This window comes from Streptomyces sp. NPDC044002, from assembly GCF_056434525.1.
Window position 1 is genome coordinate 1 of sequence record NZ_JBWKEZ010000069.1, and the last position, 24125, is coordinate 24125.

Genomic DNA, 24125 nt, shown 5'->3' on the forward strand with positions numbered 1-24125 from the left:
TTATGCTGTTCTCCTCTGTGTGGGGTGGGGCGCTCATCCCCACACCCCCCCCCTCCCCCCCCCCCCGCCCCCCCCTCCCCCCCCCCCCCGGGGGGGGGGCCCCCCCCCCCCCCCGCGCGCACTACGACTTCGGGAGCGCCGGGAGGGACGGGAGCTTGCCCGGCTCGCTCTTCTGGAAGGTGTCCTGGCCGGCGCCCTCCCACGTGACCTTCAGGGTGGTCGCGTCGACCGAGTCGACCTTGCCCTTCGAACGGGTCGCGCCCGCCGGGCACTTCAGGTCCAGGGTCGAGCCGCTCGCGGTGCCCTCGCAGGTCAGGCCGGTGGCGGCCTCGACGACGAACGCCTTCTGGCCCTTGACGGTGAGCACCACGCCCTTGCCCGGGGTCGCCATGGCGATCCAGCCGCCGTCCAGGCTGCCCGCGGCCGGCGCGCCGCCGCCCGCGCTGGGCGTGGCGGCCGGGGAGGAGGCCGACGGGGCCGAGGCGGCGGTGTCCGGCTTCTTGGTGTCGGCCGGCTTGCTGTCGCTGCCGCAGGCGGTCAGGGTGAGCAGGGCCGCGACTCCGGCTGCGGCGGCGACGGAGATACGCAGGTTGCTGTGCACGGGAAGTCCCCCTGGGGCGTGTTGATCGAAGACGGGCCAGGCTACCGGCAGCCGTACGGGCAGGTGGCGGCCACCCGCTGACACGCCGGGGCGGGGTGATCCGGTTCCGTCAGAGGTACTGGGCGAAGTCGTCCAGGCTGCGCAGGACTTCCGCCTCCCGTGCGGAGGGGAGCTGGAGGACGACCTCCTCGATGCCCAGTTCGGCGTAGTGGCCGAGCTTGCCGGGCGTCGGCTGGACGGCGTACGGGACCACCTGGAGGTCCTTGGGGTCGCGCCCGGCGTCCTCCCAGACCCGGCGGAGTGCGGGTACGGACTCGGTGAGGCCGCGTCCGCCGATGGGGAGCCAGCCGTCGGCGTGGTCGGCGATCGCGGCGAACAGCTTCGGGCCGGCCGCCCCGCCGATCATGGTGCGGGGGCCGTACAGCGGCTTGCCGGGGGCGAGTTCGCGCGGGGCCTGCACCGGCTTCGGGTATGCGGAGCTGGCGCGGACGGAACCGTACGGGCCCTCGTACGCGGTCGGCTCCGGCGCCCACAGGGCGCGCATCAGGGCCATGTGGTCCCGGACGCGTTCGCGGCGGGTGGGCCAGTCGACGCCGTGGTCGGCGGCCTCCTCGACGTTCCAGCCGTAGCCGATGCCGAGGGTGAGGCGGCCGCCGCTGAGGTGGTCGACGGTCGCGACCTGCTTGGCCAGGCCGATCGGGTCGTGCTGGGCGACGAGGGTGATGCCGGTGCCGAGGTGGAGGCGTTCGGTGACGGCGGCGGCCTGGCCGAGGGCGACGAACGGGTCGAGGGTGCGGCCGTACTGGGCGGGGAGTTCACCGCCCATGGGGGCGTCGGTGTCCCGGCTGACGGGGATGTGGGTGTGCTCGGGGAGGTAGAGGCCGGAGAAGCCGCGCTGCTCCAGGGCGCGGGCGAGGCGGGTGGGGGAGACGGTGCGGTCGGTGAGGAAGATGGTCGTGGCGATCCGCATGGGCGAGGGCACCTCCGAGACGTCGGGAGGGCCAAGGTACGGGCTCGGGCGTGAGGACGGCAGGGCGTACGGGGACTCCGTGGCGCGTCGGCTCAGCCGCGGGGATAGCGGGTCAGCCAGGGCGAGGTACTGATCGCGGGGCCGTGCAGGGACGGGCCCTGGGTCAGTTCGAGGGCGAAGTCGTCGGCCAGTTCCAGCAGGAGGGCCCGACCCTCCAGTTCGGCCAGCCCGGTGGCCGGGAGGGCCGTCTCGCCGTGCAGGGCGCCGAGCAGGGCCCCGCACAGCGGGCCGGCGTGGCCCGCGGCGGCCAGGCGGAGCCCGTGCGGGACGTCCTCGGCGACCAGGGCGCAGTAGACGGCGGCGGCGAGGGCGTCCTCGGCGGTGCGGCCGGTGCCGGTGGAGAGGGCTTCGACGGCGCCGGGTCCGGGCTCGGCACGGGTGACGGCCGCCAGGGCGCGGAGGAGGGCCTCGGTGACGGGTTCGTGGCCGGGGCGGGTGGCGAGCAGGGCGAGGGCGCGCCGGACGGCGGTGTCCAGGGAGCCGCCGCGGGTCAGGCCGTGCACGATCACGGCGAAGGCCCCGGCGGACAGGTGGGCGGCGGGGTGGCCGTGGCTCTGGACGGCGCATTCGACGGCCAGTTGCAGGACCAGTGCGGGCTCCCAGCCGACCAGCAGCCCGAAGGGGGCCGAGCGTTCGGTGGCGGCCACGTCCCGGGCGGCGGGGTTCTTGGGCCGGTCGGGGGTGGCGGGGGTGTCGTCGCCGAAGGCGGTCAGGCAGGTCCGCTCCGGGGCGCGGCGGGCGTAGAGCCACTCCTCGTTGCCGAGCCAGCCGTTGTCCGCGCGGCGCTCGTCGGGGCCCCAGTCGTGCTGGGTGGCGTACCAGCGGCGGTAGGCGCGGTGGACGTCGGTCGGCGGGTGCCAGGTGCCGGTGTCCCGGCGCACGTGGGTCCGTATCAGGCCGTCGACGGTGAACATGGTCAGCTGCGTGGCGGCGGTGACGGCCCCCCGGCGGCCGTGCGCGTCCCCGAGCGCACCCCCGAGCAGCACCCCGCGCACCCGGCTCCGGAAGTCCTGCTGCTCGACCCGCCCCCACAGGGCGGCCTTGGCGGTACGGGTGCCTCCGGCGGTGGCGTCCGGGGAAGCGGGCCCCACGCCTGCGGTGCCCGTGCCCGTGCCCGTGCCTCCGGCGGTTCCCGCGAGGTGGGCGCCGGTGCCTCCGGCGGTGGCGTCCGGGGAAGCGGGCCCCACGCCTGCGGTGCCCGTGCCCGTGCCTGCGGCGGTTCCCGTGGGGTGGGCGCCCGTTGCTCCGGCCGTGCCCGTGGGGCTGGGCCCGAATTCCCCGGGGTGCCCGGTGGCCGCGCCTGGGGCTTCCCCGGGGCCGGGGGCCGTGACCCCGGGGTGCCCGGCGTCCACACCCCCGGAGGGTTCGGCGGCGGCCGCGATGCCGGAGGCCGCTCGGGCCGCTCCGGCGGAGGCCGCCCGGGCCGCCCTGGCGGCGACCCTGGCCACCGCGCCCGTTCCGGCTGCCCCGGCCGCTCCGCCGGGTCCGGCCGGCGTGGCCGTGACGACCCGCAGCACGGCCGTGTCCGTCGTGCCGCCGTCGTTCGCCGGCGGCCGGGCCGTCGTGTGGTCCACCGAGTCCCCGGCGGAGCCACCGGCGGAGCCACTGGTGTTCCTCGTCGTGTCCATTGCCGTCCCCCCAGGCTCAGGACGCGCACTGTAGTGGACGGTTTCGGTCGTGTTCGGAAGCGCTCTGGCGGGTCGCCCGTAACTGACCGGAGAACGGCCGGAATGGGAAGGGTTCAGGCCACCGAGAGGAACGCATGGCACGTTTTGCCACTCGCCTTCACCCCGGTCGTTTTCGGCCACGCTTCGTTCATCCGGCGTTGGCCGCGCGCCCCCAGCCTCGGAGGCATGAAGAAGGCCCTCCTCGCCGCGACCGTCGTCGCCTCCGCACTCGCCGCCTCCCTGGTCGCCGTCCCCACCGCCGCCGCCTCCGACTGGGAGTGGTTCGGCAGCCACCAGGACCGCTCCGCCATCCCCTTCACCGAGGCCACCGTCACCGCCGCCGCCGACGGCTCGTACACGCTGAAGTGGAACACCAAGGGCACCAAGCGCGTCGCGGTCAAGGCCAACGGCAAGGTCGTCGCCAAGGGCGGCGCCCAGGGCCAGGCCGTCGTCAAGGGGCTGCCCGCCGCCGACCGCCAGTGGTTCGACTTCCAGCCGGACCACGGCCAGGGCCTGCGCCTCGCCGACCGCCTGATCAAGCTGGAGGGCACGGCCAACTTCCGCGACGCCGGCGGCTACCGCACCACCAACGGCCAGTGGGTCAAGATGGGCGAGGTCTACCGCTCCGACGCCCTGAACAAGCTCACCGCGAACGACCTGGCCAAGCTGGAGCGGCTGCGCGTCCGCACCGTCTTCGACCTGCGCATGCAGGACGAGCGCACCAAGGACGCCGACAAGGTCCCGGCCGGCGCGAACCACGTCGTCGCCGACGTCTTCGCCGGCTCGGGCTCCTTCCAGACCATGCCCAAGTCCCCCGACGAGGCCGTCAAGGCGATGGTCGACGCCGAGAAGACCATGGTCAGCGGCGAGGGCGGCAAGAAGGCGTACACGCAGGTCCTCGACGGCATACGGAGCGACCGCGGCCGCGCCGCGCTGTTCCACTGCACCGCCGGCAAGGACCGCACGGGCTGGGCCAACGCCACCCTGCTGACCGCCCTCGGCGTCCCCCAGGAGACGGTGATGGCCGACTACCTGGCCAGCAACGACTACCGCAAGGCCGCCAACGACGCGATCCTCTCCCACCTCCCGGCCCAGCAGGCGGCGGTCTACAAGCCGCTCCTCGACGTCCGCCCCGAGTACCTGAACGCGGGCTACGACGAGGTCAAGGCCAAGTACGGCTCCTTCGACCGCTACCTCAAGGACGGCCTCGGCATCGACGCCCGCGAGCTGCGCGAGCTGAAGAAGGACCTCCTGGTCGGCTGACCGGGAGCAGAGCGAAGCAGGAGCGGGGCCCGCGCACCGGCGGGCCCCGCTCCCGCGCGTCCTACGGCTCCAGGACCGGCAGCAGCTCCGGCAGGTGGCCGTCCGAGGCGCGCGCCGCGTCCTGGCGTTCCTGCGGCACCTCCCCGTACAGGGTCGTGCGCGGCTTCGCCGGCCGGCCCGCCGCCTCCGCGACCGCGACCAGGTCCTGGACCGACTTGTACGAGCCGTAACTCGACCCCGCCATGCGGGAGATGGTCTCCTCCATCAGCGTCCCGCCCAGGTCGTTGGCCCCGGAGCGGAGCATCTCCGCCGCGCCCTCCGCGCCCAGCTTCACCCAGCTCGTCTGGATGTTGGGGATGTGCGGGTGCAGCAGCAGCCGCGCCATCGCCGTGACCGCCCGGTTGTCGCGGACCGTCGGCCCGGGCCGGGCGATGCCCGCCAGGTAGACGGGGGCGTTCGTGTGGATGAAGGGCAGCGTCACGAACTCCGTGAAGCCCCCGGTCTCCTGCTGGATGCGGGACAGGGTGCGGAAGTGGCCGAGCCAGTGCCGGGGCTGGTCCACGTGCCCGTACATCATGGTGGACGAGGAGCGGATGCCCAGCTCGTGCGCCGTCGTGACGACCTCGATCCAGTCGGCCGTGGGCAGCTTGCCCTTGGTCAGCACCCAGCGGACCTCGTCGTCCAGGATCTCCGCCGCCGTGCCCGGGATCGAGTCCAGCCCGGCCTCCTTGGCGGCCGTCAGCCAGTCCCGTACGGACATCCCGGTGCGGGTGGCGCCGTTGACGACCTCCATCGGGGAGAAGGCGTGCACGTGCATGCCCGGGACCCGCTCCTTCACGGCCCGCGCGATGTCGAAGTACGCCGTCCCCGGCAGGTCCGGGTGGATGCCGCCCTGCATGCACACCTCGACCGCGCCGACGTCCCAGGCCTGGGCCGCGCGGTCGGCGACCTGCTCCAGGGACAGGGTGTAGGCGTCGGCGTCCGTGCGGCGCTGCGCGAAGGCGCAGAAGCGGCAGCCGGTGTAGCAGACGTTGGTGAAGTTGATGTTGCGCGTGACGATGTACGTGACGTCCTCGCCCACCACCGAGCGGCGCAGGTCGTCCGCGATCCGGCACAGCGCGTCCAGCGCCGGACCGTCCGCGTGCAGCAGGGCCAGCGCCTGCGCGTCGGAGAGCTTCTCCGGGTCGTCGGCGGCCTGCGCGAGGGCCGCCCGTACGTCGGTGTCGATGCGCTCGGGCACCATGCCGGGCGCCGCCGCCTCGCGCAGGGCCTCCCAGTCGCCGTACACCTCGTCGAAGTCCTGGCGGCGGTCGCCGGTGCGGCCCTCGGAGTCGATCGCGGTGTGCAGGTCGGTGCGCCCGTAGGAGGCGAAGGAGTCGTCCGGCTCCTGCCACGGGTGCCCCTCGACGGCGGCGGCCGGGTCGGCGAGCCCGGTCTCCGGGTCCGCGAGGGCCCGTACGTGGGGCAGCAGGCGGGGGTCGAGCCACGGCTCGCCGCGCTGCACGAACTCCGGGTACACGCAGAGCCGTTCGCGGAGCTCGAAACCGGCCCCGGCCGACTGCTCGGCCAGCAGGTCGATCTGGGGCCAGGGCCGCTCGGGGTTGACGTGGTCCGGGGTGAGCGGGGAGACGCCGCCCCAGTCGTCGATGCCGGCGCCGATCAGGCGGGCGTACTCCCCGTCGACCAGGTTGGGCGGGGCCTGCAGGCAGGCCGAGGGGCCCATGATGTGGCGGGCGACGGCGATCGTGGCGACGAGGTCGTCCAGCTCGGCGTCCGGCATCCCGCGCATGGCCGTGTCCGGCTTCGCGCGGAAGTTCTGGATGATCAGCTCCTGGATGCCGTGGTAGGCCCGGGAGATCCGGCGCAGCGCGAAGAGCGACTCGGCGCGCTCCTCGTACGTCTCGCCGATGCCGATCAGCAGCCCCGAGGTGAAGGGGACCGAGGAGCGCCCGGCGTCCTCCAGGACGCGCAGCCGGACGGCGGGCTCCTTGTCGGGGGAGCCGTGGTGCGGGCCGCCGGGCTCCGACCACAGGCGGGTGGCGGTGGTCTCCAGCATCATCCCCATGGAGGGGGCGACGGGCTTGAGGCGCTGGAAGTCCGACCAGGACATCACGCCGGGGTTGAGGTGCGGCAGCAGCCCGGTCTCCTCCAGGATGCGGATGGAGATGGCCCGCACGTAGGAGATGGTGTCGTCGTAGCCGTGCGCCTCCAGCCACTCGCGGGCCTCGGGCCAGCGCTCCTCGGGCTTGTCGCCGAGGGTGATGAGGGCTTCCTTGCAGCCGAGCGCGGCGCCGCGGCGGGCGATGTCGAGGACCTCGTCCGGGGACATGTACATCCCGTGGCCGGCGCGGCGCAGCTTGCCGGGGACGGTGGCGAAGGTGCAGTAGTGGCACTTGTCGCGGCACAGCCGGGTGAGGGGGATGAACACGCTCTTCGAGTACGTGATCACGCCCGGCCGGCCGGCGGCCGCGAGGCCCGCGTCGCGGACCCGGGCGGCGGAGGCGGTCAGGTCCTCCAGGGCCGCGCCGCGGGCCTGGAGGAGGACGGCCGCCTCGGCCGCGTCGAGCGCGACGCCGTCGCGGGCTCGCCGCAGCGCACGGCGCATCGCGTTGTCGGTCGGGGCGGCACTCGGAGTGGTCATGGGGCGAGCATACGATCCGTCCGGATGCCGGTGGAGGGCGTCATCGCATCAGCTCACCGGCGTTGACCAGCAGGGATTGGCCGGTTATCGCCCGCGCCCGGTCGGAGGCGAGGAAGACGGCGGCGTCGGCGACGTCCCCGTCGGTGGCGAGGTCGGGCAGGGCCATCCGGTCGGCCAGGCGCTGGTGGACCTCGGCCTCGGGGACGCCCTCGGTGTGGGCGGTGAAGGTGACGAAGGCCTGCACGGGCGGGCCCCACATCCAGCCGGGTAGCACGGTGTTGACGCGGATCCGGTGCGGGCCGAGCTCCCGGGCCAGGGAGTACATGGCGGAGGTCAGGGCGCCCTTGGAGGCGGCGTAGGCGGCCTGGCGGACCTCGTTGGGGGCGGCCACGGCGGACTGGGTGCCGATGAAGACGACGGAGCCGCCGCCGGCCTTGAGGGCGGGCAGGCAGGCCCGGGTCATGCGCAGGCTGCCGAGGAGGTTGACGTCGATGATCTGCTGCCAGGTCCCGAAGTCGGCGTCCTCCAGGCCACCGAAGTACGAGTCCCAGGCGGCGACGTGGACGACGGCGTCGACGCCGCCGAAGCGCTCCTGGGCGAGTGCGGCGAGGGCCTCGCACTGCCCCTCGTCGGAGATGTCGGTGGGCAGGTGGGCGGTATGGGTGCCGTCGGGGTCGATCTCGGCGGCGGACTTGGCCAGGTTGGCCGCGGTGCGGGCGCCGAGGACGGCGTTCCCGCCGTCGCGGACCACGGCGGCGGCCACCTGGTGGCCGAGCCCGGCCCCCACACCGGAGACGACGACGGTCTTCCCTCGCAGCAGCATCACGCGCCCCCTGGCGGTTCGGCTCGGATCAAAGGATCTGACGGGCCGTCAGGGTAGGGGTGCGGGGCGCCGGTGTGAAGGGGTGCGGGGGCGGGCGCCGGGCCGGGGGCCGGGCCGGGGGCCGGGCCCGGCGGGGCTCAGCGGCGGCCGCTCACGTCCAGGAAGATGTTCACGGCGACCCAGGTGGCCCAGAGCAGCGGGATGATCGCCACGTACGCGAGCGGCCGCGCGTGCACCGGCGGGCCCTCCTCCAGCGGCTGCCGGCCCGGCGCGGGCGTGGGGTGCGGGAGCTTGGAGTACTTCATCGCCGCGAACAGGTTCCACAGCAGCGTGAACGGCGAGAAGATCACCAGGGAGAACGGGCTCCACCAGCCCTGGCACAGGGTCTTGGTGGTCATGGTGCGGATCAGCGACCGGGCGCACTGGCGGCAGAAGGGCCCGTTGAGGGTGTGGAAGCGCATCAGGATCAGTACGCCGACGTGCGCGCGCACCGCGAAGTTCGCCGTCTCCGGAGCTCCGCACTGGCGGCAGCCCGGCGCCTGGGCGTGCGGGTGCGGGTAGGGGGCGGCGTACTGCGGGTGCTGCGGCTGCTGCGGGTAACCCGGGGCGGGGTGGCCGGGAGCGGGGTGGCCCTGGCCGGGGGCCGGGTAGCCGCCGGGGGCCGGCTGCTGCCCGTACGGGTTCTGCCCCGCGCCCGGCTGCTGCCCGTACGGGTTCGCGCCCGCCGGGGGCTGGCCGTACGGGTTCTGCCCGGCCGGGGCGCCGGGGTGCGGGCCGGGCGGGACGGGGGCTCCGGAGTAGGGGTTCGGCGGCGGAGTGCTCATGGGAGGGCCTTCGGGATCGGCGGCGGCAGGCAACGGCGACCGGCGGGACCCCCGGACCGGTACCGGTTCCGGTTCCGATTCCGTTTCCGCTTCCGGGCGTTCTCACGGAAGGGCCCACGGAAGAGGGGTGCCGAACACCAGTGCGCTCGATTGGCCTGAAACGTATCAGGCCCGTGTCACAGCCCCTGTTACGTTTCAGGACTTCCGGTTCGCCGCGACCAGTTGGGCGAAGGCCTCCGGGGAGACGGCCTCCCCCCGGCCCGACAGCACCCCCACCTCCTTGCCGTTGACCTCCACCACCGGGGTGCCCCGCTTGCCGCTCTCGCCGAAGGCCTTCGAGACCTTGTCGGCCCACGGCATGTACGAGAGCTCCTCGACGGCCCGGTCGAACTCCGGCGTCCGCAGCCCCGGCACCTGCCCGGCCAGCTCCAGCAGGGTGTCCGTGGATCCGAACCTGTCGTCCGTCTCCCTGCTCGGATGGTTCTTGTAGAGCACCTGGAGGTAGTCCAGGAACTTCCGGGGGCTCTCGTTCACCGCCGCGCCCAGCGCGTTCAGCGCGCGCTTGGAGCCCTTGCCGCCCAGGCCGCCGTCCAGGAAGGTCGCGAAGTGGTACTCGACGCGGTAGGTCCCGGCGTCCGCCTGCTCCTTGAAGGCCGGGCCGAGGCCCGTCTCCACGTTCGCGCAGAAGGGACAGCGCGGATCCAGCCACACGGACACGACGTCCTTCGCGTCCGCCCTGCCGTACGGGACCACCACCCCGTCCTCGCCGGTGGTGTGCGCCGGCCGCAGGAAGGGCTTGCCCGCCGCCTCGCTCTTCCCCGGTCCGGCCCGCCCCGCCGCGTACGCCCCCACCCCGACCGCGACCGCCAGCACGGCCGCCAGCGCCCCGCCGACGAGCAGCCGTCCGCGCAGCCGCGCCCGCCGGGCCTCGGTCTCCCGCTCCGCCCGGAGCCGCTCCCGGGCCTCGCGGCGGTGGTCCTTCTTGCTGCTGCTCGCCATGAAAACAGGGTAAAGAGCAACGAGCCGTCCCAGTACGGGTCTTTGGGGTGTTCCGGACAGGGCCGAAGGGCCCGGCGGGGCCGGGCCGGAGGGCCGCCGGAGCCGGGCTGGACGTCCTGGGCCACAGCCGGGTGAAGCCGAGACGAATGGTGCGTCACATCTGCGGGGGCGACGGTGAGTCGTGTCGGAATACCTGATAGACAGAACAATCGCGGCCCGACCGGCCGTACGCCCTTGCCGGCCGCCTTGGGGGGATCGCCGCACCGTGAAGCCGCTTCACCGCCATGTAGTCAACACCTCGCGCAAGGTCCTGTGCACGGCCGCCCTCGCGGCCAGCCTGACCACGGCCGCCGTCGTGACCAACACCCCGGTCGCCGGCGCCGGCGAGGCGGAGCCCACGCCCGACAGCCCGCAGGCCACCGACCGCGGCGACGCCCGCCTCGACCTGCCCGGCCAGCTCGCCGACCCGGTCGTCCCGCCCGCCGCCGGCACCGGGGGCAACCCGGCCGAAGGCTCCTCCGCCATCCCCGCGACCGCCCTCGACGCCTACAAGCGCTCCGAGGTGGCCGTGGCCGCCGCCCTGCCCAAGTGCAAGCTGCCCTGGACGCTGGTCGCGGCGATAGGCCGCGTCGAGTCCGTGCACGCCTCCGGCTACGGGCTCAAGAGCGACGGCACCACGGAGAAGGCGATCCGCGGCCCCCGCCTGGACGGCAACGGCTACGCGAAGATCCTGGACACCGACAAGGGCGAGTTCGACGGCGACACCGAGTACGACCGCGCCTTCGGGCCGCTCCAGTTCATCCCCTCCACCTGGGCCACCTGGAAGGCCGACGGCAACGGGGACGGCAAGCGCGACGCGAACAACATCTACGACGCGGCGCTCGGCGCGGGCCTCTACCTCTGCTCGGGCGGCAAGGACCTCTCCCTCCCGGCCGACCTCGACAAGGCGATCCTCGGCTACAACCAGTCGCGCGAGTACGTGAACTCCGTGCTCGGCTACATGCGCCAGTACCAGCAGGACGGCACGGCCGGGATCCCGAACCCGCCCGTCGGCAACTACCCGACGCCGCCCACGCCGACCATCCCCACCCCGCGCGTCCCCACCCCGCAGCCGCCGGCCACCCGGCCGACGAACCCGACGAACCCCTCCAACCCGGGCAACCAGACGCCGAAGCCCACCCCGGAGCCGTCGAAGCCGACGCCCACCCCCGAGCCCTCCAAGCCGACCCCGGCGCCCGCGACCCTGGCCAAGCTGGAGCGGGCCGGCGACGCGAAGCTGGAGGCCGAGGCCGGCAGCCTCTTCGCGGAGGGCGCCCGCTTCAAGGCGGTCCTCAGCGACGGCAAGCCGGCCGTCGACCAGGCCGTCGTCGTCGCCGTCGAGCAGGACACCACCGGCGGCACGGGCTTCGTCTTCGGCAGCGAGGCGAGCGTGGTCGTCCGCACCGACGCCCAGGGCATCGCCACCACCCCGCGGCTGAAGGCCGGCCCGAAGGCGGGCACCTTCACCCTGCGGGCCACCGCCTACGACGCCAAGAGCCAGTTCACCGTGGCCCTGGACGGCAGGACCACCGAGAAGCCGGCCGAGAAGCCCGTGCTCACCGGCACCAAGACCGTGCAGGTCACCGCGGGCGCCCCGGTCACGGGCCTGCAGTACCTGCTCGCCCGCGGCGACAAGCCGGTGGGGGGCGCGGAGCTCACCGCCGCTCTCGTCGAGAAGACGGCCGGCGGCGCCTGGACCCCCGTGGACGCCAAGACCGCCAAGGGCCCGTGGTTCCAGGGCGCCACGGCCGGGGACAAGCTGTTCACGAAGGCGGTCACGACCGGCGCCGACGGCAAGGCGACCCTGCCCGCCCTGCTCACCGCGGACGTCCCCGCGGGCACGTACCACCTGCGGCTGCTCACGGCGGACAAGACCGAGCTGATCGTCACCATCGAGATCACCGCCCCCGCCACCGCCACCGCACCGGCCACCGCGCCGGCCACCGCACCGGCCCCGAAGGCCTGACCCGGGTCCCTGCCGACGCAGGACGGCCGGTCGCGCTGGGCGCGGCCGGCCGTTCCGTCGCGTGCGCGCGGGTCAGACCGGCGTGGCCTGGACGGCCTGGAAGCCGACGCCGCAGGTGCCCGGCAGGTTGGTCGGGCTGAAGGCCGTCGCGCTGGTGGTGCAGCGGGCCTCGTAGAGCACACCGCTCTTGCTCAGCAGGGTGATGGCGACCTGGGGGCCGACGCCGGTGATGCCGGTGATGGAGATCGCCGTGTCCACGACGCACTTCGGGGCGTTCGGGACGACCTTGAGGTCGATCCAGACGCCGGGGTTCCGGCCGTCGTTGAGGAAGGCGTGCCCGTCCCGGTCCGTCGTCAGGCGGAACACCGTCCCGTATACGACCCCGTACTCGGCGGCGGCGGTGCTGACGTGCCGCGCCACCGGCCCGCACTTCTTCTTGCCGTGGTCCGGCTCCGGCGCCGGACCGCCGCTGGCCGCCGCGGACGGCACCATCAGGGCTCCGAGGAGCAGGGCCCCCGTAGCGGCGGAGACACCTCGTGCGGCCCAAGCGAGCTTCCTCATGTGCTGTGCGTCCTTTCCCGTGACGGCCTCGTACCAGGACCGACCATCCCCGGGCCACGGCAAATGCACACACAACGTGATGAACGGTCACTCAGGGGAACCAGTGGCAGGCCCCGAACGGCGGGAAAAAGGCAGGAGCCCCGCCGCCTCCGCTCGCACGGAGGAGGCAGGGCTCCTTGGGTACTGCAAATCCGACCGCGATCCGGTCGGCCTGGCGACTAGGCCGGGGTGACGTTCTCCGCCTGCGGACCCTTCGGGCCCTGCGTGACGTCGAAGTTGACCTGCTGGTTCTCCTCGAGGGAGCGGAAGCCAGAGGCGTTGATCGCGGAGTAGTGGACGAAGACATCCGGGCCGCCGCCGTCCTGGGCGATGAAGCCGAAGCCCTTTTCAGCGTTGAACCACTTCACGGTTCCGGTAGCCATGAGCCCTCCTATGGGCCAAAGGGTCGCCCTGCTCCAGAACCTGCTAAGAAGTCTGAAAACTACAAAAGCCTGCGGGTTACATGCTCCGCAGGCCTCGTACTGCAAGGGAAACCAAACTGCAACTTGCGTCGAGCCTAGCACGCACCCTCGGGCCGAGACCAGAGGGAAAGATCACGTCACCCGGACGTTTGAGACCCGCTCGATCGCTGACGGAGAACCGCGGCTAGTCTCGCGATGTGGACGTCTATCGCAGCCGGCCCCGCGTCGGCCACATCCAGTTCCTGAACTGCCTGCCCCTCTACTGGGGGCTGGCCCGAACCGGCACGCTGCTGGACATGGAGCTGACCAAGGACACCCCCGAGAAGCTGAGCGAGCGGCTCATCGAGGGCGACCTCGACATCGCCCCCGTCACCCTCGTGGAGTTCCTCCGCAACGCCGACGAGCTCGTCGCCTTCCCCGACCTGGCGGTCGGCTGCGACGGACCGGTCATGTCCTGCGTGATCGTCTCGCAGGTCCCGCTGGAGCAGCTGGACGGCGCCCGCGTCGCCCTCGGCTCGACCTCCCGCACCTCCGTACGCCTGGCCCAGCTGCTGCTCGCCGAGCAGTACGGAGTCCGCCCCGACTACTACACCTGCCCCCCTGACCTGGGGCTGATGATGCAGGAGGCCGACGCGGCGGTACTGATCGGCGACGCCGCGCTGCGCGCCTCGCTGCACGACGCGCCCCGGCTCGGGCTGGCCGTGCACGACCTCGGCGAGATGTGGAAGGAGTGGACGGGGCTGCCGTTCGTCTTCGCCGTCTGGGCCGCCCGCAAGGAATACCTGGAGCGCGAGCCCGTGCTCGTGCGGGAGGTCCACGAGGCCTTCCTCGCCTCCCGGGACGTCTCCCTGGAGGAGGTCGTCAAGGTCTCCGAGCAGGCCGCCCGCTGGGAGGCCTTCGACGCCGAGCTGCTCCAGCGCTACTTCACCACGCTCGACTTCCGCTTCGGCCCCGACCAACTGGCCGGCGTACGGGAATTCGCGCGCCGGACCGGGGCGGACACCGGCTACGACGCCGATGTCACCGTCGAGCTGCTGAAGGCCGCCGCGCCGGATCACTGATCGCGATATCCCCGCCGATCTTCCGCTTCTCTCCGTTCACTCCCGGGAATGTTCCGTTTGCCGGGAATTCGTTCCCCTTTCGTATTCACGTCTCCCGGAGGCGAATGCGAAGGGCGGCGGGGGAAGCGGAAGCTATTCGGCGGGAACGCGCCCCCGTCACCCCCTAAGGTGCTGTCTGTTCGCACGAACGCGAACAACGATCTCGGGGGACGGGGGACGCGATGCAGCCGCTCGAAGCCGGCGAGCCTCGCACCGTCGGCGCCTACCGGCTGCTCGGCCGGCTGGGCGCGGGCGGTATGGGCCGGGTCTATCTGGGGCGCAGCGCCGGCGGCCGGACGGTCGCCGTCAAGATCGTGCACCCGCACTTCGCCTCCGACACGGAGTTCCGCGCCCGCTTCCGCCGCGAGGTGGAGGCCGCCCGGCGGGTCGGCGGGGAGTGGACCGCGCCCGTGCTGGACGCCGACCCGGATGCGCCCGTGCCGTGGGTGGCGACCGGGTACGTGGCGGGCCCCTCCCTGGACCGGGCGGTGGCCGGGCACGGGCCGCTGCCCGAGGCCTCGGTACGGGCGGTCGGCGCGGGGCTGGCCCGCGCGCTGGTGGCGGTGCACGGGCTGGGCCTCGTACACCGGGACGTGAAGCCCTCCAACGTGATGCTCACCCTGGACGGGCCCCGGCTGATCGACTTCGGGATCGCCCGGGCCACGGACGGCACCGCCTCGCTGACCTCCACCGGCGTCTCCATCGGCTCGCCCGGCTACATGTCCCCGGAGCAGATCCTCGGCAAGGGCGTCACCGGCGCCTCGGACGTGTTCTCCCTGGGCGCCGTCATGGCCTTCACGGCGACCGGCCGGCCGCCCTTCAGCGGGGACAACTCCGCGACCCTGCTCTACAAGGTGGTCCACGAGCCGCCGGAGCTCGACGGCATCCCCTCCGGGGAGCTGCGCGAGCTGATCGGCTCCTGCCTGGCCAAGGCCGCCGCCGACCGCCCCGCCCCAGAGGCGCTCGCGGCGGCCCTGGGCGGCGCCCTGGGCGCCCCGGGCTGGCTCCCGGCCCCGCTGGTCGAGGAGGCGAGCCGCGCGGCGGTGGCCCTGCTGGACCTGGACGCCGATTCCTCCGAGGGCGGCCACGGGTACGGCGCGGGAGCTCCCGGGGCGCCGGCCGGACCGGGCCACGCGGGCGGACCCGCCACGGCGGCCGACTCCGCGGCCGGCGCGTGGTCCGGGCACGCCTCCGGGTCCGGGCCGGCGTCCGGCCACGCCTCCGGGTCCGGGCCGGCGTCCGGTTCCGGGCCGGTGCCGTTCACGGACGGCTCCTTCGGGGGGCCGGCCAGGGTCGGCTTCGGTACGCCCGACCCCTCCTACGGCTCCGCCGCGCAGTCGGGCGGCCCCGCCCACCCCGCCGCGGCCGGCCCGTACGGCTCCTCCGGCACGGGCGGGTACCCCGCCGGCGGGGTGTACGGAGCCCCCACCGAGACGGCCGGCCGGGCCATGGCCGCCCCCGGTGACACGGCGGCCGGCCGCGGGGTCACCGTCACCGCCGCCGGGCGCCGCTTCAGCTGCACCCTGGTGCTCGGCGCGTGCGCCGCCGTGCTGGCGCTGACGTCCGGCGGGCTGTACGCGCTGGACCTGCTGCCGGGCCAGGGGAAGGAGCGGGAGTCCGCCTCGGGCGGCCACGACCAGCAGGTCACCCCGGCCCCGGCCGGCTCCGCACCGGCCTCCGGCGCGCCGTCCGCGTCCCCCTCCGCCTCCTCCTCCGGGTCGTCCTCCGGGTCGTCCGAGGCCCCGCCCCGCGGGACCCGGGGCGACGTGCCGAAGGACCTCGTCGGCACCTGGAAGGGCACCGTCACCACCAACGTCGGCGCGACCAGCGAGTTCGAGATCACCATCAAGGCGGGCAAGGTCGGCGAGGTCGTGGGCCGGGACAAGTCGATCCTGCCGGTCTTCGGCACCGACTGCAGCGGCGACTGGAAGCTCGCCTCCGCCACCGACCGCTCCCTGGTCCTGGACACGGCCGGCGGGCCCAACCCGCACCCGGGCATCTGCGCCGGCGGCTCCGCCAACGAGCGCTTCACCCTCAACACCGGCGGCTCCCTGCACTACAAGTCGGGCGACAGGGGCGCCGGGAACCCCGAAGGAGACCTCACGCGCAGCCCGTGACCCCCGCCCTGACGGGGGCGCGCGGGCCCTGGCGTAGGCTGGATCGGTCCGGACCCTTGACACACCGCCGAAAGGTGATCCACCGGTGACCGACCTGGCCGCACTCCAGTCCGTCCTCGACCGCGCCGCCGCAGGGGGCCGGATCACCAAGGAAGAGGCCCTCGACCTCTACCGGCACGCCCCGCTGCACGCGCTCGGCCAGGCCGCCGACGCCGTGCGCCGCCGCCGCTACGCCGGTACGGAGCACATCGCGACGTACATCATCGAGCGCAACATCAACTACACCAACGTGTGTGTGACGGCGTGCAAGTTCTGCGCCTTCTACGCGGCCCCCAAGGACACGAAGAAGGGCTGGTCCCGCGACCTCGACGACATCCTGCGCCGCTGCGCGGAGACCGTCGAGCTGGGCGGCACCCAGATCATGTTCCAGGGCGGGCACCACCCCGACTACGGCGTCGAGTACTACGAGCACCACTTCTCGGCGATCAAGAAGGACTTCCCGCAGCTGGTCATCCACTCCCTCGGCGCGTCCGAGGTCGACCACATGGCCCGCATCTCCGGCGTCTCCGCCGAAGAGGCCATCAAGCGGATCCACGCCGCCGGCCTCGACTCCTTCGCCGGCGCCGGCGCCGAGCTGCTCCCGGAGCGCCCGCGCAAGGCGATCGCCCCGCTGAAGGAGTCCGGCGAGCGCTGGCTGGAGATCATGGAGATCGCCCACAAGCTGGGCGTGGAGTCCACCTCCACCATGCTGATGGGCACCGGCGAGACCAACGCCGAGCGCATCGAGCACATCGCGATGATCCGGGACACGCAGGACCGCACCGGCGGCTTCCGCGCGTTCATCCCGTACACGTACCAGCCCGAGAACAACCACCTCAAGGGCCGCACCCAGGCGACCGTCTTCGAGTACCTGCGCATGATCGCGATCGCGCGGCTCTTCCTCGACAACATCGCCCACATCCAGGGCTCCTGGCTCACCGTCGGCAAGGAGGCGGGCCAGCTCTCGCTGCACTACGGCGCCGACGACCTCGGTTCGATCATGCTGGAGGAGAACGTGGTCTCCTCGGCCGGTGCCAAGCACCGCTCGAACCGCCAGGAGATTATCGACCTGATCCGCAAGGCCGGCCGCGTCCCCGCGCAGCGCGCGACCACGTACGAGCACCTCCTGGTGCACGAGGACCCGGCGAACGACCCCGTCGACGACCGCGTGGTCTCGCACATCTCCTCGACCGCCATCGAGGGGGGCACCGCGCACCCCGAGCTGAAGCTCATCTCCACGAACTGACGCCCGATGCTGACGCTGCACACCGCCGACCTCCTCGTCACCGGACCGGGGGCCGCACCGCTGGAGGGCGGCGCGGTCCTGGTCGAGGGCGACCGGATCGTGCGCACGGGCCCCTACGAGGAGCTCGCCGCGGCCGCGCCGCACGCCCGGGTCCGCCGCTGGCCCGGGCTGCTGACCCCGGGGCTGCTCGCGCGCGGGGCCGACGAGCTGCTGGAGCGCACGTACTACCCGGACGACCCGTACGAGGTCACCGAGCTCGGTGCCGGCCCGATCACCGGGGCCGAGGCGCTGGACGCGCTGAAGATGACCGAGTCCCGCTGGGGCAACAGCGCCCGGCGGGGCACGCAGAAGCTGCTCGCGCGCGGGGTGGTGGCGGTCGCGGGCCGCTTCACGATCGCCTCCGTCCGCACGGCGGTGACCCGCTCGGGCCTGGCCGTGGTGCCGCCCGCCCCGTACGAGGGCGCGCCCGCCCTGGACCCGCTCGCGGGGCGGGAGTCGGCCGGGGAGGCCTTCCACGGGGTGCTGGAGGCGGGCGCGGCGGCCCGGTTCGCGGTCTTCGCGGTGGCGGACGAGGCCGACCTGCTGGAGCGCGGCGCGACGACGTGCGTGGCCACGGTCATCGCGGGCCGGCTGCTGCACCGGCGCCGCTAGGGGGTGTCCGCAAAGTGGCGCCGTCCGCCCGGAGGGCGGGCCCCGCGGCGTCCGGTGCGTGCTCTCGGCGTGCCGGGCGGAAGACCTCGTACTGGACGTACTCGGTCTTTCGCCCGGTGCGGCGAGAGCGCGTGCCGGGCGTCGCGGGGCAGGCGAGACTTTGCGGACACCCCCTAGGAGCCGGAGACGCTCGCGGCGCCCGTCTCGATGTGGCCCGTGTAGCGCCGCGACCAGGTGCCGTCGGCGTCGGCCAGGACCGTGAAGTCGTACCAGCCCTTGCTGTACGCAACCGCGTTGAAGAAGTCCTCGCGGGAGGAGTTCGCCGGGACGGTGTAGGTCCAGGGGCCGTCCGTGCGGTAGGCGTTGGAGCGGATGGTGAAGGTGACGGGGGAGCCGGAGGCGTTGGTCATCTTGAACCAGACGGCCATCTTGCCGGTGCCGGACTCCACCGCGTAGCGCGCCGCGACCTCCAGGTCCTTGCCCGGCTTCGTGGCGTCGCCGATGAAGCGGCGCAGGAAGCGGTTCGGGCCGTACATCGAGATGTCGTACTTGCCCGAGCCGGAGCCCAGGCCGATGGAGAACCAGTCCGTGGAGGTGGCGCCCGGCTCGACCGTGTACTGCCAGGCGGCCGTGTCCCGGTACTGGTGCGGGTGGATCGAGAAGTGCGCCGCCCGCTTCGCCTGCGGGCCCTGGTTGGTCATCGAGAACCAGGCCAGGATCTTGCCCATCGGCCCGAACTCGAAGCGGTCCAGGTTGCCGTTCACCTGGTACGGGAGGGCCCGCGCCGGGCGCGTGCCGGGCTCCTGTGCCGGCTGGGCGTTGTTCTGAGGCACCGGGTTGGGCAGCGGGCCGCAGGTGGACTGGCCGATGACCTTCGCCGTGGACGGCAGGCCCGCCGGGACCCCGTACACCGGGTGCGCGAAGTCGAAGACGCCCGTCAGGTCGCCGGTCACCTTGCGGCGCCAGGCGCTGATGTTGGGGCAGAGGGCGGGCGTGCCGATCGCGGTCGTCCACGTCTCCATGAAGCGCAGCACCGAGGTGTGGTCGAAGACCTCGGAGCTGACCCAGCCGCCGCGCGTCCACGGGGACATCACCAGCATGGGGACGCGGAAGCCGAGCCCGATCGGGACGCCGTCGATGTACTCGTCCGGGGTGCCGGGCGGGGCCACCGGCGGCGGTACATGGTCGAAGAAGCCGTCGTTCTCGTCGTAGTTGAGGAAGAGGACGGTGGAGTCGAAGACCTCCGGGTTCGCGGCGAGCGCGCGGTAGACCAGGTCGACGAAGTGCGCGCCGTCGCCGGGCGGGGCGTAGGGGTGCTCGGAGAAGGCCTCGTTCGCCACCACCCAGGACACCTGGGGCAGGGTCCCGGCGACCACGTCCGCGCGGATCGCGGCGGCGATGTCGTCGGGGGTGGAGCCGGTGACCTTGGGGACCGAGGCCATGCCCCGGTCCCACAGCGGGTCGCCGGGCCGGGCGTCGGTGAACTTCTTGAAGTAGGCGAGGCCGTTGTCCCCGTAGTTGTCCTGGGCGTTCTGGTAGACCTTCCAGGTCATACCGGCCCGCTGGAGGGCCTCCGCGTACGACTCCCAGGTCAGCCCGGACTCCTCGCCGCCGTCCTTGCTGCCCGCGTCGACCTTGCCGCTCCACAGGAAGGTGCGGTTGGGGCCGGTGGCGCTGAGGGCGGAGCAGAAGTAGGCGTCGCAGACGGTGTAGTTGTCGGCGAGGCCGTAGTGGAAGGGGATGTCGCCCCGCTCCAGGTAGCCGAGGGTGTGGGTCTTGCCGACGCCGGCGACCCAGTTGTCCATGCGCCCGTTGTTCCAGGCGGCGTGCTGCGAGGTCCAGCTGTGCGGGAGGTCTCCGGTGCACTGGGCCAGGGTCTGGCCGTCGGCCCCGCCGGCCGAGGGGGTGGCGGACAGCTTCCACGGGTACTGGCGGCCGCCCCAGTTCGGCTGGTTGAAGGTGCCCCAGCCGCCGGGGATGTTGCCGGCGGCGCGGTCGCCGAAGCCGCGTACGCCCTTCAGCCTGCCGAAGTAGTGGTCGAAGCTGCGGTTCTCCTGCATCAGGACGACCACGTGCTTCACATCGGTGATCGTGCCCATCGCGGCGGCGGCCGCCGCCGTCCCCGGCAGGGCGGTGGGCAGGGCCGCTCCCGCCACGAGCCCGGCGCCGATCCCCACGAAACCCCTGCGGCTGATGGGTGTCACTGGCTTCTCGCCTCCAACTCAAGTGCCCCTCTGGCACATTGACGGCAAGGGTGGCGGCAGCCGCCGCAAAGGTCTACATCCGTGCAGTAAGAAGTCGGTGAACATCCGGATGGCCGGAATCAGCTCCCGGTCCGCACGAGCATCTTGCCCGTGTTCTCGCCGTGGAGCATGCCCAGGAAGGCCTCCACCGTGCGGTCGAATCCCTGGACAACGGTGGTGTCGGTGCCGATCCGGCCGCTGCGCAGGTGGGGGACGAGGAAGTCCTCCAGCTCGTCCTGGAGATTGGTGTGGTTCCGGACCAATACGCCTTCCAGGCGCAGCGACTTGTGGACGACCTCGAAGAGGTTGCGGGGCGCGGCGGGGGCGCGGTCCGCGTTGTACATCGAGATCGCGCCGACCCAGGCGATCCGGCCGTACTCGCGCAGGGAGTCGATCGCGCCCTCCAGGTGGTCCCCGCCCACGTTGTCCACGTACACGTCGATGCCGTCCGGTGCGGCCTGCGCCAGCTGCTCGCCGACGGGCCCGTCGTGGTAGTCGAAGGCGGCGTCGAAGCCGAGGGCCCCGGTGAGGTGGGCGACCTTGGCCGCCGAGCCGGCGCTGCCGATGATCCGGCGGGCGCCGAGCAGCCGGGCGATGTGACCGGTGGCGGTGCCGACCCCGCCGGCGGCGGCGGAGACGAAGACGTCCTCGCCCTCGCGCAGGGCGGCGGTCCGGGTGAGGGCGGCGTAGGCGGTCAGGCCGGTGCCGCCCAGGATGGAGAGGTACGCCTCCAGCGGGACGCCCTCGTGGCCCCGCAGCTTGCGGGTGCCGTCCACGCCCAGGGTGACCAGGGCGTGGGTGCGCCAGCCCGCGCGGTGGAAGACCAGGTCGCCCTCCTTCAGCCCCGGGTCGCGGGAGGAGGTCACCCGGCCCACCGTGCGTCCCTCCAACGGGGCGTTCAGCTCGAAGCCGCCCTCGCCGCCGTCCATCAGCCCGCGGTGGTACGGGTCCACCGACAGCAGCAGGTTCTCCACCAGGGCGGTGCCGGGGGCGGGTTCGGGGACGGGGGAGGAGGTGTACGCGAAGTCGGAGGCGACCGGGAAGCCGGTCGGGCGGGCGATCTGGTGGACGAAGTGGGCCGTGTCGGTGCTCATGGCCATGAACCTAGGAAGGAATCCCGCGGCCGGGCAGGGGGTTGCCCTCATGGAAGCCGCACATCCATGAACGCTGCTCATACACCGAGGTGGGAACCAGTGGCCGAGCTCGCCCCGCAGGAACTCCGGGTCCTGGTCGCCGTCGCCGACACGGGCGGGTTCTCCGCCGCGGCCGCCGTGCTGGGCGTCAGCCAGTCGGCGGTCTCGCACTCGGTGCGCGGCAGCGAGGGCAAGGTCGGCGCGGTGCTCTTCGAGCGCGGCCGCAGCGGGGCCTCGCCCACCCCGGCCGGCGAGCGGGCCGTCGCGCTGGGCCGGCGCATCCTGCGGCTGTACGAGGTGCTGGGCGCGGAGGCGCGCGGCGCGGCCCGGGCCCCCGCCGGGCGGGAGGCGGTGGAGGGGGTGCTGCGCGTGGCGGCCTTCCGCAGTGCGGCCCTGCACCTGCTGCCGCCCGCGCTGGAGCGGCTCGCCGCCCTGCACCCCGGCATCCGGCCCGAGGTCAGGGTGGTGCGCGAGATCGGCGCCGGCACGGCGGGGGAGGTGGCCGCGGGCCGGGCGGACCTGGGCATCGCGACGCTGGGCGCGCGGGAGGACGTACCGCCGGGGCTGCTGACCGGGGTGCTCGCGGAGGAGGCGTACGCCCTGGTGCACCCGGCCGGGCACCCGGACCCCAAGGCGCTGCCGCTGCTGGACTGGGACGAGAACTGCGGCTCCTACACCCGGGCGTGGTGGCGGTCCCAGGACTGGATCCCGCGGGCGACCGTGAAGGCGGAGGACGACGCCATGGTGCTGACGATGGTCGGCCGGGGGCTGGGCATGGCGATCATGCCGGAGCTGTCGCTGCGGGAGGCCCCGGACACCGTCGAGATCACCGCCCTGGGGCCCCGGAGGCCGGTGAGGCAGGTGGGATACGTCACCACGACGGAATTGGCTTCGACTCTCGCCGTCAGGGCTCTGATCAGGGAACTCAGGGCTGAGAAGGCCTGAAAACGGAACCTGCGGAAGGCTCCCTTCGGGGGGTTTCCCATCTCAGATACTAGGAAGTCCGAGTAATTGCGGAGACATACAGCCGGACCTGCCCTAGCTTTGTAGGAGCCGAACGTCTCGCTGATCCGGCGAATGGCGGTCGAGGGCGCGCGCCCACTGGCAGGCAACCCCTGCGGCGTGCAGCCCCCCGCCTCTTCCGGCGCCTTGAAGGAACACCCCTCATCCGTGGCCCCGCCACGCCGTGATCCCAAGGAGTCGATCACCATGACCCCCACCACCGCCGCAGCCCGCCGCGTCCGCCACACCTCCCCGGCCGACGCCGACCGCAAGAACGCCGCCGCCGCCCTCCAGCGCGCCCTGGACCGCCGCGACAACGGCGGCTCGACCGGCCACTGACCGGCCTCCCGGCAGCTCCGCCGCCCAGCCCGCCCGCACCCGGCGCACCGCGTCCGCGACCGACCTCCGTTGGTCCAAATGCTGGACGCGATATGTCTGAGGGCTGGGACACGGAGTACGGTTCCGACATGTCGACCAGCATCAATCTCGCAGTGATCCCCGGTGATGGCATCGGCCAGGAAGTCGTGGCTCAGGGCCTCAAGGTCCTTACCGCGGTCCTGCCCCAGGATGTGAAGCTGGAGACCAAGGAGTACGACCTCGGCGCCCAGCGCTGGCACCGCACCGGTGAGACCCTCCCGGACGCGGAGCTGGAGGCCCTCAAGCACCACGACGCGATCCTGCTGGGCGCCATCGGCGACCCGTCGGTCCCGTCGGGCGTGCTGGAGCGCGGCTTGCTGCTGAAGCTCCGCTTCGCCTTCGACCACTTCATCAACCTGCGCCCCTCGAAGCTGTTCCCGAACACAGCCACCCCGCTCGCCGGCCGTCCGGAGATCGACTTCGTCGTGGTCCGCGAGGGCACCGAGGGCCCGTACACGGGCAACGGCGGCAGCCTGCGCACCGGCACCCCCGCCGAGGTCGCCACCGAGGTCAGCGTCAACACGGCCTACGGTGTGGAGCGCGTCGTGCGCGACGCGTACGAGCGGGCCAACGCCCGCCCCCGCAAGAAGCTGACGCTCGTCCACAAGAACAACGTCCTCGTGTACGCGGGCCACATGTGGAAGAACATCTTCGACAAGGTCGGCCAGGAGTACCCCGAGGTCACCACCGACTACCTGCACGTCGACGCCGCGACGATCTTCTTCGTCACCCAGCCCGAGCGCTTCGACGTCATCGTCACCGACAACCTCTTCGGCGACATCCTCACCGACCTGGCCGCGGCCGTGACCGGCGGTATCGGCCTGGCCGCTTCCGGGAACATCAACCCGACCGGCGCCTTCCCGTCCATGTTCGAGCCCGTGCACGGCTCGGCCCCCGACATCGCGGGCACCGGCAAGGCCGACCCGACCGCGACGATCCTCTCGGTCGCCCTCCTGCTGCGCCACCTCGGCTACGAGGCCCAGGCCGTCCGCATCGAGGACGCCGTCTCGGCCGACCTGGCCGAGCGCGACGGCACCTTCCGCTCCACCGACGCGATCGGCGACGCCCTCGCCGCGCGAGTAGCCGGCTGACCCGGCCGTTCCACCCAGGAAGCCGCCAGGTCACAAAGGGACCTGGCGGCTTCTCCTGCGCGGCCCCCGGTGCCACCATCTCCCCTGGGCCGCTAAAGCCCCGTTTCTCCGAAGCCTGCCCGCGCGCGATAATCGAACGCGAGGCCGCGGAATACGGGGAAGCTCGGACGTCCTAGTACGCATGAGCGCGGTCCGCCATACCCAACCGGTG

20 protein-coding genes are annotated in these 24125 nt (G+C 73.1%); 9 read left to right on the top strand and 11 right to left on the bottom strand.

Annotation, left to right across the window (positions count from 1 at the left end; all coding sequences use genetic code 11):
* Positions 1-121: 121 nt before the first annotated feature.
* The 3 genes from AC07A6_RS34320 to AC07A6_RS34330 all read right to left on the bottom strand — a co-directional run bounded on the left by AC07A6_RS34320 (position 122) and on the right by AC07A6_RS34330 (position 2722).
* Positions 122-601, bottom strand: a complete 480-nt coding sequence (locus AC07A6_RS34320) for a hypothetical protein (RefSeq protein ID WP_478779721.1) — start codon at positions 599-601, stop codon at positions 122-124.
* 109 nt (positions 602-710) lie between these two features.
* A complete protein-coding gene (locus tag AC07A6_RS34325) occupies positions 711-1571 on the bottom strand; it encodes a TIGR03619 family F420-dependent LLM class oxidoreductase (protein WP_478779722.1) in 861 nt (286 codons plus the stop codon).
* Positions 1572-1663: 92 nt separating this feature from the next.
* Positions 1664-2722: an ADP-ribosylglycohydrolase family protein gene (locus AC07A6_RS34330; RefSeq protein ID WP_478779744.1), complete on the bottom strand. Its 1059-nt coding sequence runs from the start codon at positions 2720-2722 to the stop codon at positions 1664-1666.
* A 762-nt stretch (positions 2723-3484) separates the two neighbouring features.
* Between AC07A6_RS34330 and AC07A6_RS34335 the strand changes: the two genes are divergently transcribed.
* Positions 3485-4561: a tyrosine-protein phosphatase gene (locus AC07A6_RS34335; RefSeq protein ID WP_478779723.1), complete on the top strand. Its 1077-nt coding sequence runs from the start codon at positions 3485-3487 to the stop codon at positions 4559-4561.
* 61 nt (positions 4562-4622) lie between these two features.
* On the opposite strand, the gene AC07A6_RS34340 is transcribed toward AC07A6_RS34335, so the two are convergent.
* The 4 genes from AC07A6_RS34340 to AC07A6_RS34355 form a co-directional block, all read right to left on the bottom strand.
* Positions 4623-7202, bottom strand: a complete 2580-nt coding sequence (locus tag AC07A6_RS34340) for a bifunctional FO biosynthesis protein CofGH (protein WP_478779724.1) — start codon at positions 7200-7202, stop codon at positions 4623-4625.
* Between the two features lie 40 nt (positions 7203-7242).
* On the bottom strand, positions 7243-8025 hold the full coding sequence (locus AC07A6_RS34345) for an SDR family oxidoreductase (RefSeq protein ID WP_478779725.1): 783 nt from the start codon (positions 8023-8025) through the stop codon (positions 7243-7245).
* Between the two features lie 137 nt (positions 8026-8162).
* Positions 8163-8849: a hypothetical protein gene (locus AC07A6_RS34350; protein WP_478779726.1), complete on the bottom strand. Its 687-nt coding sequence runs from the start codon at positions 8847-8849 to the stop codon at positions 8163-8165.
* Positions 8850-9044: 195 nt separating this feature from the next.
* Positions 9045-9848: a thioredoxin domain-containing protein gene (locus AC07A6_RS34355; protein WP_478779727.1), complete on the bottom strand. Its 804-nt coding sequence runs from the start codon at positions 9846-9848 to the stop codon at positions 9045-9047.
* Between the two features lie 265 nt (positions 9849-10113).
* On the opposite strand from AC07A6_RS34355, the gene AC07A6_RS34360 reads away from it, so the two are divergent.
* Entirely contained in the window at positions 10114-11853 is a 1740-nt protein-coding gene (locus AC07A6_RS34360) for a lytic transglycosylase domain-containing protein (protein WP_478779728.1), read from the top strand.
* A 72-nt stretch (positions 11854-11925) separates the two neighbouring features.
* Here AC07A6_RS34360 and AC07A6_RS34365 read toward each other — a convergent pair whose 3' ends face one another.
* Together AC07A6_RS34365 and AC07A6_RS34370 are read right to left on the bottom strand one after the other, a co-directional pair.
* Positions 11926-12414 carry a hypothetical protein gene (locus AC07A6_RS34365; RefSeq protein ID WP_478779729.1) on the bottom strand — a complete coding sequence of 163 codons (489 nt, stop codon included), beginning with the start codon at positions 12412-12414 and terminating at the stop codon, positions 11926-11928.
* A 218-nt stretch (positions 12415-12632) separates the two neighbouring features.
* A complete protein-coding gene (locus AC07A6_RS34370) occupies positions 12633-12836 on the bottom strand; it encodes a cold-shock protein (protein ID WP_007265804.1) in 204 nt (67 codons plus the stop codon).
* Between the two features lie 236 nt (positions 12837-13072).
* On the opposite strand from AC07A6_RS34370, the gene AC07A6_RS34375 reads away from it, so the two are divergent.
* The 4 genes from AC07A6_RS34375 to AC07A6_RS34390 all read left to right on the top strand — a co-directional run bounded on the left by AC07A6_RS34375 (position 13073) and on the right by AC07A6_RS34390 (position 18028).
* Positions 13073-13936, top strand: a complete 864-nt coding sequence (locus AC07A6_RS34375; RefSeq protein WP_478779730.1) for a menaquinone biosynthetic enzyme MqnA/MqnD family protein — start codon at positions 13073-13075, stop codon at positions 13934-13936.
* 221 nt (positions 13937-14157) lie between these two features.
* Positions 14158-16092, top strand: coding sequence for a serine/threonine-protein kinase (locus AC07A6_RS34380; RefSeq protein WP_478779731.1), 1935 nt, complete (start codon positions 14158-14160; stop codon positions 16090-16092).
* Between the two features lie 85 nt (positions 16093-16177).
* Complete coding sequence (gene mqnC, locus AC07A6_RS34385) at positions 16178-17377, top strand: cyclic dehypoxanthinyl futalosine synthase (protein WP_478779732.1); 1200 nt, start codon at positions 16178-16180, stop codon at positions 17375-17377.
* Positions 17378-17383: 6 nt separating this feature from the next.
* Positions 17384-18028, top strand: a complete 645-nt coding sequence (locus tag AC07A6_RS34390) for an imidazolonepropionase-like domain-containing protein (RefSeq protein ID WP_362466544.1) — start codon at positions 17384-17386, stop codon at positions 18026-18028.
* Between the two features lie 173 nt (positions 18029-18201).
* Here the strand turns inward: AC07A6_RS34390 and AC07A6_RS34395 are convergent, their stop codons facing one another.
* The gene (locus AC07A6_RS34395; RefSeq protein WP_478779733.1) at positions 18202-20232 is read right to left on the bottom strand and encodes a phosphocholine-specific phospholipase C; all 2031 of its coding nucleotides are present in this window, start codon (positions 20230-20232) and stop codon (positions 18202-18204) included.
* 119 nt (positions 20233-20351) lie between these two features.
* Positions 20352-21365 (bottom strand): NADP-dependent oxidoreductase, encoded by a 1014-nt coding sequence (locus AC07A6_RS34400; protein WP_478779734.1) that lies wholly within the window; start codon positions 21363-21365, stop codon positions 20352-20354.
* A gap of 99 nt (positions 21366-21464) precedes the next feature.
* Here AC07A6_RS34400 and AC07A6_RS34405 point away from each other — a divergent pair, with 99 nt between their 5' ends.
* The 3 genes from AC07A6_RS34405 to AC07A6_RS34415 all read left to right on the top strand — a co-directional run bounded on the left by AC07A6_RS34405 (position 21465) and on the right by AC07A6_RS34415 (position 23914).
* Entirely contained in the window at positions 21465-22349 is an 885-nt protein-coding gene (locus AC07A6_RS34405; RefSeq protein WP_362462961.1) for a LysR family transcriptional regulator, read from the top strand.
* A gap of 264 nt (positions 22350-22613) precedes the next feature.
* Entirely contained in the window at positions 22614-22745 is a 132-nt protein-coding gene (locus AC07A6_RS34410; protein ID WP_277752153.1) for a hypothetical protein, read from the top strand.
* Between the two features lie 128 nt (positions 22746-22873).
* Positions 22874-23914 (top strand): 3-isopropylmalate dehydrogenase, encoded by a 1041-nt coding sequence (locus tag AC07A6_RS34415; protein WP_362462965.1) that lies wholly within the window; start codon positions 22874-22876, stop codon positions 23912-23914.
* Positions 23915-24125: the final 211 nt, after the last annotated feature.

Bases quoted from the DNA above. Each gene is read 5' to 3' on its own strand.
- AC07A6_RS34345 (WP_478779725.1), bottom strand. From the start codon at position 8,025: ATGCTGCTGCGAGGGAAGACCGTCGTCGTCTCCGGTGTGGGGGCCGGG.
- AC07A6_RS34365 (WP_478779729.1), bottom strand. From the start codon at position 12,414: ATGAGGAAGCTCGCTTGGGCCGCACGAGGTGTCTCCGCCGCTACGGGG.
- AC07A6_RS34350 (WP_478779726.1), bottom strand. From the start codon at position 8,849: ATGAGCACTCCGCCGCCGAACCCCTACTCCGGAGCCCCCGTCCCGCCC.
- AC07A6_RS34410 (WP_277752153.1), top strand. From the start codon at position 22,614: ATGACCCCCACCACCGCCGCAGCCCGCCGCGTCCGCCACACCTCCCCG.
- AC07A6_RS34335 (WP_478779723.1), top strand. From the start codon at position 3,485: ATGAAGAAGGCCCTCCTCGCCGCGACCGTCGTCGCCTCCGCACTCGCC.
- AC07A6_RS34415 (WP_362462965.1), top strand. From the start codon at position 22,874: ATGTCGACCAGCATCAATCTCGCAGTGATCCCCGGTGATGGCATCGGC.
- AC07A6_RS34390 (WP_362466544.1), top strand. From the start codon at position 17,384: ATGCTGACGCTGCACACCGCCGACCTCCTCGTCACCGGACCGGGGGCC.
- AC07A6_RS34325 (WP_478779722.1), bottom strand. From the start codon at position 1,571: ATGCGGATCGCCACGACCATCTTCCTCACCGACCGCACCGTCTCCCCC.
- AC07A6_RS34400 (WP_478779734.1), bottom strand. From the start codon at position 21,365: ATGAGCACCGACACGGCCCACTTCGTCCACCAGATCGCCCGCCCGACC.
- AC07A6_RS34355 (WP_478779727.1), bottom strand. From the start codon at position 9,848: ATGGCGAGCAGCAGCAAGAAGGACCACCGCCGCGAGGCCCGGGAGCGG.
- AC07A6_RS34340 (WP_478779724.1), bottom strand. From the start codon at position 7,202: ATGACCACTCCGAGTGCCGCCCCGACCGACAACGCGATGCGCCGTGCG.
- AC07A6_RS34380 (WP_478779731.1), top strand. From the start codon at position 14,158: ATGCAGCCGCTCGAAGCCGGCGAGCCTCGCACCGTCGGCGCCTACCGG.
- AC07A6_RS34370 (WP_007265804.1), bottom strand. From the start codon at position 12,836: ATGGCTACCGGAACCGTGAAGTGGTTCAACGCTGAAAAGGGCTTCGGC.